The 12812-nt window shown below is 38.5% G+C and carries 15 protein-coding genes and 1 pseudogene; 4 read left to right on the top strand and 12 right to left on the bottom strand.

Annotation, left to right across the window (positions count from 1 at the left end; translation table 11 throughout):
- Positions 1 to 104: 104 nt before the first annotated feature.
- The gene (locus tag ACXACJ_RS16530; protein WP_475135517.1) at positions 105 to 443 is read left to right on the top strand and encodes a hypothetical protein; all 339 of its coding nucleotides are present in this window, start codon (positions 105 to 107) and stop codon (positions 441 to 443) included.
- A 542-nt stretch (positions 444 to 985) separates the two neighbouring features.
- Here the strand turns inward: ACXACJ_RS16530 and ACXACJ_RS16525 are convergent.
- The 3 genes from ACXACJ_RS16525 to ACXACJ_RS16515 are packed head-to-tail and all read right to left on the bottom strand — an operon-like array spanning position 986 to position 2283.
- Positions 986 to 1225, bottom strand: a complete 240-nt coding sequence (locus ACXACJ_RS16525) for a hypothetical protein (protein WP_475135516.1) — start codon at positions 1223 to 1225, stop codon at positions 986 to 988.
- Positions 1222 to 1494 (bottom strand): hypothetical protein, encoded by a 273-nt coding sequence (locus ACXACJ_RS16520; protein WP_475135515.1) that lies wholly within the window; start codon positions 1492 to 1494, stop codon positions 1222 to 1224. The genes ACXACJ_RS16525 and ACXACJ_RS16520 overlap by 4 nt, the downstream gene beginning before the upstream one ends.
- Before the next feature lie 21 nt (positions 1495 to 1515).
- Complete coding sequence (locus ACXACJ_RS16515; protein WP_475135514.1) at positions 1516 to 2283, bottom strand: DUF2971 domain-containing protein; 768 nt, start codon at positions 2281 to 2283, stop codon at positions 1516 to 1518.
- 488 nt (positions 2284 to 2771) lie between these two features.
- On the opposite strand from ACXACJ_RS16515, the gene ACXACJ_RS16510 reads away from it, so the two are divergent.
- Both ACXACJ_RS16510 and ACXACJ_RS16505 read left to right on the top strand, forming a co-directional pair.
- Positions 2772 to 3542, top strand: a complete 771-nt coding sequence (locus tag ACXACJ_RS16510; protein ID WP_475135513.1) for a tetratricopeptide repeat protein — start codon at positions 2772 to 2774, stop codon at positions 3540 to 3542.
- Between the two features lie 12 nt (positions 3543 to 3554).
- Positions 3555 to 3893, top strand: a complete 339-nt coding sequence (locus tag ACXACJ_RS16505) for a hypothetical protein (RefSeq protein ID WP_475135512.1) — start codon at positions 3555 to 3557, stop codon at positions 3891 to 3893.
- Between the two features lie 121 nt (positions 3894 to 4014).
- Here the strand turns inward: ACXACJ_RS16505 and ACXACJ_RS16500 are convergent.
- Positions 4015 to 4188 (bottom strand): annotated as a pseudogene (locus tag ACXACJ_RS16500) (type II toxin-antitoxin system RelE/ParE family toxin); the annotation flags it as partial.
- Positions 4189 to 4297: 109 nt separating this feature from the next.
- On the bottom strand, positions 4298 to 4543 hold the full coding sequence (locus tag ACXACJ_RS16495) for a hypothetical protein (RefSeq protein ID WP_475135511.1): 246 nt from the start codon (positions 4541 to 4543) through the stop codon (positions 4298 to 4300).
- 283 nt (positions 4544 to 4826) lie between these two features.
- On the opposite strand from ACXACJ_RS16495, the gene ACXACJ_RS16490 reads away from it, so the two are divergent.
- A complete protein-coding gene (locus tag ACXACJ_RS16490; RefSeq protein ID WP_475135510.1) occupies positions 4827 to 6428 on the top strand; it encodes a TlpA family protein disulfide reductase in 1602 nt (533 codons plus the stop codon).
- 633 nt (positions 6429 to 7061) lie between these two features.
- Here ACXACJ_RS16490 and ACXACJ_RS16485 read toward each other — a convergent pair.
- The 7 genes from ACXACJ_RS16485 to ACXACJ_RS16455 form a co-directional block, all read right to left on the bottom strand.
- Complete coding sequence (locus ACXACJ_RS16485) at positions 7062 to 7232, bottom strand: hypothetical protein (RefSeq protein ID WP_475135509.1); 171 nt, start codon at positions 7230 to 7232, stop codon at positions 7062 to 7064.
- A 5-nt stretch (positions 7233 to 7237) separates the two neighbouring features.
- Positions 7238 to 7849: a hypothetical protein gene (locus ACXACJ_RS16480; RefSeq protein ID WP_475135508.1), complete on the bottom strand. Its 612-nt coding sequence runs from the start codon at positions 7847 to 7849 to the stop codon at positions 7238 to 7240.
- A 426-nt stretch (positions 7850 to 8275) separates the two neighbouring features.
- Positions 8276 to 8809 carry a hypothetical protein gene (locus ACXACJ_RS16475; RefSeq protein ID WP_475135507.1) on the bottom strand — a complete coding sequence of 178 codons (534 nt, stop codon included), beginning with the start codon at positions 8807 to 8809 and terminating at the stop codon, positions 8276 to 8278.
- A gap of 958 nt (positions 8810 to 9767) precedes the next feature.
- Complete coding sequence (locus ACXACJ_RS16470; protein ID WP_475135506.1) at positions 9768 to 10715, bottom strand: HipA domain-containing protein; 948 nt, start codon at positions 10713 to 10715, stop codon at positions 9768 to 9770.
- Entirely contained in the window at positions 10705 to 11040 is a 336-nt protein-coding gene (locus ACXACJ_RS16465) for a HipA N-terminal domain-containing protein (RefSeq protein ID WP_475135505.1), read from the bottom strand. Before ACXACJ_RS16465 ends, ACXACJ_RS16470 begins: the two co-directional genes overlap by 11 nt.
- Positions 11037 to 11246, bottom strand: coding sequence for a type II toxin-antitoxin system Y4mF family antitoxin (locus ACXACJ_RS16460; RefSeq protein WP_475135504.1), 210 nt, complete (start codon positions 11244 to 11246; stop codon positions 11037 to 11039). Before ACXACJ_RS16460 ends, ACXACJ_RS16465 begins: the two co-directional genes overlap by 4 nt.
- Before the next feature lie 155 nt (positions 11247 to 11401).
- Positions 11402 to 12163, bottom strand: coding sequence for a tetratricopeptide repeat protein (locus ACXACJ_RS16455; RefSeq protein WP_475135503.1), 762 nt, complete (start codon positions 12161 to 12163; stop codon positions 11402 to 11404).
- Positions 12164 to 12812 lie beyond the last annotated feature (649 nt).

The following is a 12812-nucleotide window of genomic DNA, read 5'->3' as shown; positions in this document are numbered from 1 at the left end:
GTTAGAATGTCAAACCGGAATTTTCCTTTGAAAATTTTATCAACTCAAAGGAAAATATCCGGAATCTCGATGAAGTTAAATCAGTCTTAAAAAGTCTTTAGTCGATGTCGGGTTCATTCTCTAGGTTGATTGTAATTGCAGGGTTCTTTGCCCTGCTTTTACTTATTCTATATGTACAGTTTTCGGAAAACGGAAAGATGAAAATGCTTAAAGCCATTCCAGCCTTTGCCACTGTTTTAGCCATTTGGGGGCTCTGTACCAGTTGGTTCTGGCTTTACCTTTTCAATCTGTATCTCAGTATGCCGGCTTTGGTATTAGCCATCTTGCTGAATGTTTATTCCACTTATAAAGCCTTGAATCCCAAGTTTGTCCGCATCAATTCTATTCTTATTCTATCTGCCTTTGTCCTTGGCGCATTGAGCTTCGTGTATTTTGATGTTTAGGTAGCTTTTTACCGTCATTGCGAGAAATAAAACCTGTGTTAACAAGGTTTCATGACGAGGCAATCTGTCTGTTAGGAGGTATACCGCCTTGAAAAGACAGATTGCCGCGTCACAAAATTTCACTGCGTTCATTTTGTGCCTCGCAATGACGGTTTGTAGAGACTTCTCCCGTTTTCAGCCCCGAGACTTCGGGGTCCTATCAACTATTTCCCAATTCCCCAGTCACTAATGACCATTGACCAATGTCTAATTCCTTTCTTCCCCGAAGTATTTAAGTCATTTGCCGTATTGAATGCCGTAGGACAAGCGGCTAAGTTTGAATGCTAGATAAAGATAAATAGTAGTCTTTAGTTGAGTCTCGGGTTTACACCCGTTTAGTTGAGAAAGCAGCACATACGGTGCTGCTTTTTTTAACGGATTGGCTAAGAAACGTGGGGATTTGAAGTGAATATCTTTTCGCCAAAACGAAGCTTCCTAAGAGATCGAAACTTGCGAGATCGCGATTCTCCCTATGTTTTATACCAATAGTTGCGGCTAGTTTTTTATTCTTCGAATAGTTTAGTTATCAGCCAGGTTGCTAAAAGAACTCCACCAATAGTCAATGCCGCATTAATAATGTCGTCTGTATTTTGATTCTTGATATAAGCTTGATATTGGTGCTCAGTAATGTTGCCATTGCGATACAGCAATTCGATATATTCCTTTTTATGATTTGAGTCCGCTTGCTTATTATCAATAAGTCTTTTTAGTTCAAGCAAGCGATTATAATCTACGTTATTCATTTTCTTGCTTTTTTATATTCTAACCTATCAATAAGTGTTGGTATCAGATCTTTCATTTGTTGACCGATTTGGTCGATGACCTGTTGTTGCAAATCGTCTTTTGCCTTTTGGTTTTGGAGTTGAAGCTTTAAATCTGAAATTTCATCTTTCAAATCGTCATGCCTATCTCTCACATACTCTTTAAGTCCATGGCGAGTTGCAAAAAATGAGAATAATGCTGAAGCTACTATTCCAACTATGTAGAGTACATCTTTAAGCTGAAATTCCATCCGATTCCATTTTAGTTAAGGTCATATCTGTCTTAATTGTATTCTGAATTCTTTGATTTTATATAGGCCTGATTGAATAATGTTTTTGTTGTATCCCCAAGACCGAATTTCAGATTTACAATGTTGGTATTCATCTAATCTCATTCTTGGGTCGAAAACTATTTCATCGATTAATTCGATTGGGTCGATATCGAATTTGAATAGGTTGTCGCAATGCCTTTGATGTTTGTTGTACATTATTCGAACTTCATTCTCATGTCGGAATGCCCACCTTTTGAAATAAAACGAAGAGGCCTGTCCCCAACCTGATTGGTCAAATATTTTATTGCTCATTCTTTCCTTGTCGTTGAGCATATTCAACAATTTCTTAGTTCCTTGGTATTTCACACGTCCTACAAATGAAGATAGATTATATTGGTTGCCGTTGATATTTCTATGTACTCCCTCTGTTTGAAAAAGTGGGGTAAATAGTCTTCTAACGGTGGATTTAATCTTAACACCATTTTTATCTGGTGAGTAGATTCTCCACATTGCATCACTTTCTTTTGTCAAAGACCAACACTGACCATAAAAGCTATCTCGAAAACCATTCTGAAACTCTCGTCCGTCAGGGAGGACACCCGTAGAATTTAAAATGAAGTTTTCAAAGGGATCATCCCAAAGCTTGGGTTTGACAAGTGTTACCTGGCTTGTTTCGAAAATTTCTCTAAGTCTGGCAAAGCTGAATATTCGATAAATACTCTTGTCGAGATCTTCTTCAGAAAGAAATATGAGGTTTTCGTTTTGCATTTTCTCTAATTAGCCAACACCCCTTCGTTGTATAACGCGCACTATTAGAATTTCTAGAAAAGCACAGGAGTTTAAAAAGTACGTGTGTGTTTTTCTTGTTGGAAGAAAAGAATTTAAAAGAATAATTACAAGAGGTGTAGGGTTGAGAGGTAGCATTAGTCGTTCGATCAATGACCTCCAACACAGCCTTAAGTTTTGGACTCAGCTGCCCTTACCATTCATTGGTCTGACAACTTGGTTGTTTGGTCGCTTACTTTGGGAGATGCTGAAACAAGTTCAGCATGACGTGCTATAGTTGGCTTTTGCGGTAGCCTTAGCTTTGAACTACGAACTATGAACTGAAAAACCGTTTTCCTAATCACCTAATTCTCCAATCACCCAATTCCCCACTTTTGACCAATGACTAATTACCAAACACTTTACGTCAATTGCCCTATGGAATAGCACTGAATGTCGAGGGATATTTGAACATTCAAATTCACAGAAACATGAAAACTCTTTTGTTCAGTTCGCTACTAATTCTCGGTCTGAGCCTTCAGGCACAAAACGTGGATAGTTTAACCACTTTGGCTAGTCAAGGGAATGTGCAAGCGCAGTTGAGTTTACTCGATTATTATATGGGGCAAAACAATCGCGCCAAGGCATTTGAGTATCTACAGGCTGCTGCTGCCAGTAATCATGCGCCATCGCAACACACTATGGGAGTGGTAAGTCAGCAACAGGGAAACTCTGCCGCAGCGCTCAAATTCTTAAGAGCATCAGCGGAACAGGATTATCTGCCTGCTATTCATGATTTAGGAGCTTTCTATATGAACGGATGGGGAGTTGAACCCTCGATGGAAGAAGCCATAAAACTATTTAAAAAGGCAGCCGATAAAGGGTATGCTGACTCTCAGAATAACATGGGAAATATATATCTGGATGGAGTTGATGTTAAGCAGGATTATAAAGAAGCAAAGAGGTATTATGAACTGGCAGCAAACCAAGGGATGCCAATGGCTCAGTTCAACTTGGGTGCCTTGTATATGGAAGGAAACGGTGTAGAAAAGAGTATGCCAAAGGCTGTTGAATTCTTTACCCAGGCTGCACAACAAGGGCATTTGCAGTCGCAGAAAAACTTAGGTGTAATCTATAAACTAGGAATGGGTGTAGAGGTAGATCTGGCAAAAGCACAATATTGGTTTGGAATGGCTGGTAGGCAAGGAGATGAGGACGCCATGAAAGCATTTCTCGAACTAAATAAAGGTGGTGGTCAATAAACCACAGTAAGGATGTCGGGTTCATTCTCTAGGTTGATTGTAATTGAAGGGTTCTTTGCCCTGCTTTTACTTTTTCTATATGTACAGTTTTCGGAAAACGGAAAGATGAAAATGCTCAAAGCGATTCCAGCCTTCACCACCGTTTTAGCCATTTGGGGGCTCTGCACCAGTTGGTTCTGGTTTTACCTTTTCAATCTTTATCTCAGTTTGCCAGCACTGGTTTTAGCCGTCTTGCTGAATGTTTATTCCACTCATAAAACCTTGAATCCCAGGCTTGTTCGAATCAATTCAATCCTGATACTCGCTGCCTTTGTCCTCGGTGCATTGAGCTTTGTGTATTTTGATATTTAAGGTTCGTCCATCAAGGTCTTTGAGGTTCATTACCGTTACGGCAGGTTTCGCCAGAAGAAGACATTCTGGTAATCCAAAACCATATCAAAAGACTTTTTCGAGAAAAAACTACAACAACAAATCATCGAGATAACTTCATGGATTCTGGTCTCTGTCTGGTGTCCCAAACTCTTAAGATTTGGATTTCATGTGGTTCTACACGGTAGAAAATTTTATAATCTCTGACCACTTTTGAGAAAACCTTTTGGTAGTTGGTTGGTATGCCAATGTGAGGGTAATTGGAGATGAGTCGAGCTGATTTCTCGAAAAGTTCTCAAGCTTTTCTGAGTATGTGTCAGATTTGTTGCGATTCAACAAGTACTTATAAATATCGGCACGGTCGAGAATGGATCGGGTTGTCCACTTTATTTCTTTAGCCATTGCTTAACCAACTGACTTGCTTCTGAATTTGAATACAAATTCCCTGCATCAGCGTCTGCAATGCCCTCGTCTATGGCTTTTTTTTCTGGTTCAGAGAGCTCCGAAGCATGTTCAATATCATATTCAAGCTCCACAACCCTCAGCAGTTCATTCAATAGTTGCGGATCATTGATACCGTTGACATGTTCTTTAATCCTTTCCTTAGCATTCATAATTTTCAATTTAATCATGTGCAGTCAAACTTACCAGAATGTTAGGGTAAATCTGAAGAGGCGTGCTCACAGTAGTGTCATTCGGGCAAGCGAATTTCGATAAACATATCTGAGTAGGTACATAACCATCGGAAATTCCTGTCTTTACCAACAGCAAGTTTAGGTGCTTTAATTTCCGTTCAGGCCTGAGAGGTGTTATTGTCTTATTCGCTAAATATAATGAACATAATTAGCTATAATGAGTCTTTATTAATCTCATGTACTGATGTATTATTACTTGAGATAGGTACTGCAATTGAATATGAATAAAAGAGTGAGTTTGTTGTTTTTGGTTCTGGCAAGTGTATGCACTTGTTGTACCCCTCCAAAAAATGAAGAGCATCAAGAATCTCTTCTCGATCAGGTAGTTCTTATCATAGACAAATGCCCGGATTATAGCATTTATAGAAATGAGCAAACAGATGTTTATAGCTCTACTGAAGATGACTTTGAAATAACCTCCGTTAATAGTGACTTGGTTAAACAGACGTATAAGACCAACAGCATTCCAACTCGAGACACCATTGTTTTCAAGTCCAAAGATGATTTTTTAGAGGTCGATCACATCTACAAATTTCATAGATATGTCAGTTACCTTTTTCAAAAGGGAGATACTGTACTCTTTACATATGAAGATGATTTTCCACGTGCCGAAATACTTAATCGTAAGGTGAATGAAGAAGAAGTTAACTACGAGGCTATCAGAAATGACTATTTACTTAATGATGGTGAGGAGTTTGACGGAGTGAGTAAATTCAATATTCATCCTGTAAGTTCAGTCAAAGGATATCTTGCAATTAGGGATCCACAAAGGAGTTCAGAAATAAGAAAGGGTATGATGGCTGATGGTCTGAAACAGTCGAAAGTAGAGTTAGAAAAGGAACAAATATTACTAGATTCACTTTTTACAAATCGGTTAATTTCTAACAATACAAAAGAATATTACCTCCAAAAGGCGAATGCCCAATATCAGTTTAATGAATACCGCTTCAATGCATTTTTAACAGAAAAATTTGGTGAATCTGAAATGAACTTGGCTAAATGGGAGATTAATAATACCTCAGATGGCAAGTACACCACTTACGGCTATTACAGTCGAATTCTCAAATATATCGAGCGGGAGGCTTTCTATTCAAATGTCAATTGGATTGAAGAGGTAAACAGACGTTATCCAGACTATAGAATTGTTTACGATTCTGTCAGAGCCAATCAATTTTTAACTAAGGGAGACAAAGACTTACTGCTATCCAAAAATATCCAGCTGATTATAGAGCATTTCTCTGTAGCCGATATTGACCGCTATTTTGCAAAGTTTGTTGGCGATATTGAAAACTCAGACTTGATTGAAAGTGTGGTTGCTAAATATGAGCAGGTTTTAAGTGCTGAATCTATGGCTTTATCTAATTATGTTAGCGATAAGACAAGCAAACCTTTTAAGCGTCTGACATTAATAGACAAAGATGGAGGAGTATCTGACTTTCGTGAATTATTGGACGAGAATAAGGGAAAGTTGGTTTATGTAGATTTTTGGGCTAGTCATTGTGTGCCCTGCTATGTGGCCATGCCGCATTCCAAAAAGATGATTGAAAACTATAAAGGGCTGCCAATTGCCTTTGTTTATATTTCTATTGATAAGGATTTTGCGAAATGGTCAAAAGGGAAGGCTAAGGCTGGTATTTCTGATTATCATAGTTCGTATATGGTAGCAGAAAACGATAGAGAAGGGTCGCTAATTGAAGCGTTGAGGATTAACGAAATACCAAGATATCTTCTATTCGATCAAGCAGGAGACTTGATTCAATACAGAGCATTTGGCCCAAGCACACCCGAAATAAGAGAGACTATTGATAGATACATTAATTAGTGTTTTTAGTCTTAAAACTAAGCTAGTCCGTATCAATTCTATTCTTATTCTGTCAGCTTTCTTCTTGGGTGCATTGAGCTTCGTGTATTTCGATATTTAGGATAGGATGACGGTTGACTGTGCAGTCTCGGTTACCGTCATTGCGAGAAATGAAACCTGTGCCAACAAGGTTTCATGACGAAGCAATCTGTCTGTTAGGAGATCTACTGCCCAGAACAAACAGATTGCCGCGTTACAAAATTCCACTTCGTTTATTTTGCGCCTCGCAATGACGGTTTGGAGAGACTTCTCCTGTTTTCCGCCCCGACACTCCGGGGTCCAATTAACTAATTCTCCAATCACTAATGACCATTGACCAATGTCTAATTCCCAGCTTCCCCGAAGTATTTAAGTCATTTGCCGTATTGAATGCCGTAGGACAAGCGGCTAAGTTTGAATGCTAGATAAAGATAAATAGTAGTCTTTAGTTGAGTTCTCAGGTTTACACCCGTTTAGTTGAGAAAGCAGCACATACGGTGCTGCTTTTTTTGTTAGCGGTTACGTGTAAGAAACGTTTAGCATTTCGAAACGATTCCCTATCAAGTTACAACTACATTTGATATAAACTGAAATGCTTGATAAACCGCCTAGAAATCAATGTTTTATACCGTGTGTTGTGTGGCTTGATTTATTTCTTGTCTCTTTATCAATCAATTTTTTACCAGCTTTTCTTTCTCCTTTCCAAAATTGACGTTTTAAAAATCCTCTAAGATGTCTTGCCCATTCACCTGATGTCGTTAATTGTCCCTTTTTCTTATGTGCCACAATCCTCAATCATTTTCCCAAGAGTCAATTTTATCAATGAACCAATCACTGTCAATTTTTACTAAAGTCAAGCCGTTTTTACCCCAATAATATTTTTTATTCTCGTCTGAATTGAACTCAAAATAGTCAATTGTAACATAAACCTTATTAGTCGAAATAAATTTGACGTCAATTATTCTAATCCCGTCAATTTGTTCTTGTCCACCAGTCCACCGATAATAGTTTCCGAAATCACAATCTGCCTGCTCATATTCATCTAAGTCCGTAAAAGTTGTTTTTTGAAAATCCGAGTATTTGACTTTTTCTAAATTTTCAATACAATCAGAATAGCTTTGTCTTTCTTTATTAATCAATGAGTTTGAAAATCTATGTTCTTTTAAGTTGTCAAGATATTTTGTGTTATCAAGAGTAGTCATTCCGTTTTTGGATTCTACAAATTTTGGCTTAAAATCAGAATATTTCTTTTCCTCAATCGAAGTCAAGTACCAATCATAAAATCCGTTTATAATCTGAGCAACTTTAATCGAATCAGTTGAGGGATAATCGGATGCTCTTAGATTACTTGAGAATCCAATAAAAAGAATCAGAATCCATCTTGGTTTAACTGTCTGTTTCATCGTTTGTTTTTATGCCACACAACGTTGTTTATCGCGCACTTTTATGCGTTTAATATTTCAGGTAATTTATAAAAGTGCACTATTTGAGTTTCCAGAAAAGCACAGGAGTTTAAAAAGTATGTGTGTGTTTTTCTTGTTGGAAGAAAAGAATTTAAAAGAATAATTACAAGGGTAGGTTGGTTTTGGAGCTTGCAATTGGTCGTCCGAGCAATTGTCTCCAACACAGCACGGAGTTTCGGCCTCAGCTGCCCTTACCAATCATTGGTCAGACGACTTGGTTGCTTCGAGAAGAGAGAGTAGGTGCAAGGCTGTAGGGATTCTTCGGCCGTACCTCTCACTCAATGAAAGTGTAGTGTCAGGGTTATAATTGTAATGATTTCGGACTAAAACCTTTCTTCGTCTGTTACTAAGCAATTTCGGTTAATTCTAGCTAATATCTCTATTTGTATATGATTGCTTTTCCCTAGCCATATGTTCTAGATGAGTTTTCTGACGATTCTTTACCAAGTTGAGCATACTTAGAACTTTGTTTTTAACATCAGAAACTATATCATTTAGCTCAAAAATATAATTGTTTTTAACACGAAGAGACCTCAATAAAAGGCTAATGAATAATAGAAGGATGCCAAAAATATATAGAAAATATTGAATGAAATCTTCCGGGTATACAATATTAGGATTCTCTTTTTCAACAAAGAATCTAAAGCTAAGCTCTAAATGTTGATTAAGGAAATGCAAGAAATCATTTGAAAAGAAAGTAGCTAAAACGAGAGCAGCGATTGAAATAAATAGGATTACATTAGAAAAGACAAAATTGACAAAAATAGAAAGAATTCTGCCATTCGAATTCTTTGAAATTATAGCCTCAAACTCTCCAACAGTCTTTAGGCTTTCCTCTAAATCTTTAATCTGGGTATTATACTCATTCTGAATTTCTGTATTTATTGATTTATTCATCATATATCCATTATTCGACTCTAGTCCTAAGGTTTAGATCCCTAAAGTTTACAACCTTCAGGTTCTGTGTTCTCTGTACTATTTGTAATACTATAATTGACCTTTCCAGAAAAGCACAGGAGTTTAAAAAGTAGGTGTGTGTTTTTCTTTTTGGAAGAAAACAATTTAAAAGAATAATTACAAGTGTAGGTTGGTTTGGCGCTAGCAATTGGCCGCCCGACCAATTGTCCCCAACACAGCCTAGAGCTTTAACCTCAGCTGCCCTTACCAGTCATTGGTCTGACGACTTGGTTGTTTGGGTGCTTACTTTAGGGGATGCTGAAACAAGTTCAGCATGACGGGGATGGTTGGCTTTTGCGGTGGATTTAGCGTTGAACTACGAACCATGAACTGAAAAACCGTTTTTCCCAATTCCCTTGGCCGACCCTTCGGCTGCGCTCAGGGTGAAAAGGAGAGTGGCTAGGTTTAGCACAGGCCAAAAGCCTTCCCACTCGGGGGAAGGTTTGGATGGGGGCCTTACTGCAAGGCGATGCAGATTCTTCGGTCGTGCCTCCACTTTGAATGACGCGGTATGGTTGGCTTTTGCTGTAGCCCCAACTTTGAACTATAAACCATGAACTGAAAAACCTTTTTCCGATTTCCTGATTAGCCAATTTCCCAGTTTCTCAATTCACTTGGCCGACCCTTCGACTGCGCTCAGGGTGAAAAGGTGAGTGGCTAAGGCTCTTATACTGTTTTCAGATTAACTGATATACTGATAACTCATATTCCAATAACCTAGTCAGGAGCAAGGCAATGGGGGATGCTGAAACAAGTTCAGCATGACGGGTTTGGTTGATTTTGCTGTAGCGGAGACTATGAACCATGAATTATAAACTGAAAGCTTTCACAAAGTTTCGGAGTCTCTAGGTATCATTCACTTTTGTCGCCCTGAAAAAAGTATACAGAGTGTTGTGTGCTTTTATTGTTCTAGCCCTAGCTGGTTGTATTTTTCTTCAAGTAAATCTTTGTACGCTATTTTTATTTTTTCTGATAAGAATGATCGATCAATCCAATCAATTGCTTTTGATTTATTTTTAATCATTCTGTTAAAACTTCCTTTGATCTGTTTAGGATTCAAGCCTAGGCTGTTTCCCAATTGTTCAAAATGTTCTCTTCTCAACCTTTTTTTCTTCCCAACCAATGTCAGCGCAAGTTCTTCCGGATCTTCTGGAAATATTATTGCAACATTCAGTAAGTCGTAAGCGCGAGACAGCACCCAGCCCGAAGGGCCTTCTATCATTGAGAAGTTCTTCAGGTGCATGTCATTATTCCCAGTTAAAAAGGAAAATATGGCTAGGTCAAAATAGAAGATTTTGTCGAGCAGAGGGTTGCTCGAGTAGCTGCCCAATGCGCTGCCAACTTTTTCCATAGAGCTTCTGTATTTGTCGAATGCTTCTGTAATTTGAAACATATCGATCATGTGAATCTTTGATCCATTTGGCGTTCGATCAATTCGTTTTGTGATGTAAGAGAGTTCGCCCGATGCCAATCGAATCAATGATGATGGCACGACTTGGATTCCGAAGGATTCGGCAATTCGCATTGTGACATGCTCGTTTTCTGGCATTTCAGGAAATTTATCCGAAGGAGGTTTGAAAATGTAATTACCTCCTAATGCCCCAACCACTGTCAGTCTTGTGCTTGATTCTTCTTGGTTTTTTTTAACTAATGACATGGATAGCTTTGCCTGAACACCAGGGACTGCGATACTTCGCTCAACCACATTTTTCGCGAGCTCATCCATTTGATCAAGGGAATATTCAATTTCTGGAGGAGTTTGTGTTCCAAAGAATTCCATCGAACATTTCTCGTGAAAATCATTTTCACCATCTACTGGCTTGTAGCAGTATAAGCATCTATTTCCCATCTTCTTCTATGATTGGTTCTACACTCACTGCCCCAATGCAATTTTGACAACAAGCCAGTAGTAAGCCCATACGATCATTTTTATTTATTTTCCAGTTTTCTGAAGCTATGTCAAGCAACCAACCTTCTGGAATCAATCCCTCGAAAAATGGGAAAAGTCGTTTTTCAATAAATGGCTCGGGCCTAACAGGCATTGTAAATGTGATAAAGTCATTTGAATGATCTTTTAAGTATTGCTCATCATACTGAAATACGTACTCACCGTCATCCGTTTCAGTAATAAGGCCGGCTAAATGATTCTTGTAAAATACTTTACCTTGTCTCATTCATTTAGGTCTTTACTTTTGACAGGTGCTAGTTCGTGCCCAAACATCTGAAGAACTAAATTTACCTTATCCATATTCAGGTTCGTTTTGCCCTGTTCGATTTTACGTATAACAGTTAGTGCAACTCCCGTACGCTCAGCAAATTCTTCCTGCGTGAGATTCACTTCCTTTCTTCGTTCTTTAACAAACTCTGATAGTTGCTTCATTATATGTATTTAAATATAATATTAAGCAAATTATGTAAATTATATGTAATTAGATATAGTTATGTGAATTGGAATTTATCTATATGCTTTTGCGTATAGATGTGTTGGGAAAAAGCACACAAGGGTTCTGGCTATGAGCAGGCGGGCTTTTAAAGCTACTTGCCTGTCAGCCGAGACCAAAGTTTGTTAAATGTATTATCGTTTCGTGTACCACTGTCCGCCCGCTTGCTTATAGGTGTTGTTGTAGCCAGTGATTTATTTTTTATTTTTTTCAGTCTGTCGATTGTGTTCTTGTCTGCGTTAATAATTCCAACGGTCTTATGTCTGCTGAATTGAGGTTCTGTTATTGTGGAAAGTTGTAAAGCTGAATTTGCGTATTCAGAAGCTTCTTCAATTTCTCCCATTCTTAAGCACAAGTTAGCCATTAACGTTGCATAGTAGAATTTTTGGTCGTTAAGTCCCAAATCGCCACCAGTCTCGTCAAATTTTGAAGTCGACAGTTTATAAGCTTCTTGAAGTTTTTCTTCTTGGTCAGAAAGCAAAATCGTCTCGCTCAATTTCAAATCTGCCAGTCCAGTTGTGCCGCTCCGTGTTTTCGAGTGATAATGGTCAGTTACAATTCTGAAGTGCTTTTCAGCTTGCTCATAATTTCCATTTTTCAAGTAATAGTCTCCCAATTGTTCGTTTCCATGTATGGTGCTAAAAGTTTCTTCGGGAAAATCATTTATAACTTGTTGCATTAACTGAATTCCTTTTTTCTGATTTTCAGTCTTTGGAGAGTCGAGAAGGTAACTGGCCTGAATTCTTAAATATTGAGCTTTATGATAGTTTCCACGTGAACGTTTCAGTCGAGTTTCAAAATCAGTCTCAATTTGGTCGTTCCAGTCTGTATTTCTATACCAATCTTCTTTGCTCATTCGTGTCTTTTTTCATTGGCTACAATGTTATCTAAAGCACACTTTTATGCGCTTTTTATTTCCAGTAGTTTATTAAAAGTGCGCATTAGCCAATGGGTACTGTGTAACGCGCATTATTTGAGTTCCTAGCAAAGCACAGGAGTTTAAAAAGTACGTGTGTGTTTTTCTTTTTGGAAGAAAAGAATTTAAAAGAATAATTACAAGTGTAGGTTGGTTTTGGCGCTAGCATTAGTCGTCCGACCAATTGTTCCCAACACAGCCCAGCGTTTCGGCCTCAGCTGTCCTTACCAGTCATTGGTCTGACGACTTGGTTGTTTGGTCGCTTACTTTAGAGGATGCTGAAACAAGTTCAGCATGACTGGGGGATGATTGGCTTTTGTGGTGGATTTAGCGTTGAACTACGAACCATGAACTGAAAAACCGTTTTTCCCAATTCCCTTGGCCGACCCTTCGGCAAGCTCAGGGTGAAAAGGTGGCTGGCTAGGTTTAGCACAGGCCAAAAGCCTTCCCATTCGGGGGAATGTTTGGATGGGGGCTTCTTAGTAGATGCCAGGCCGTGGGAGATGCTGAAACAAGTTCAGCATGACGTGCTATAGTGGGCTTTTGTGGTGGCCTTAGCGTTGAACTACGAACCATGAACTGAAAAACC

The organism is Roseivirga sp. AWQ4_251, assembly GCF_056158225.1.
This window is presented reverse-complemented; position numbering and strand designations above follow the sequence as displayed.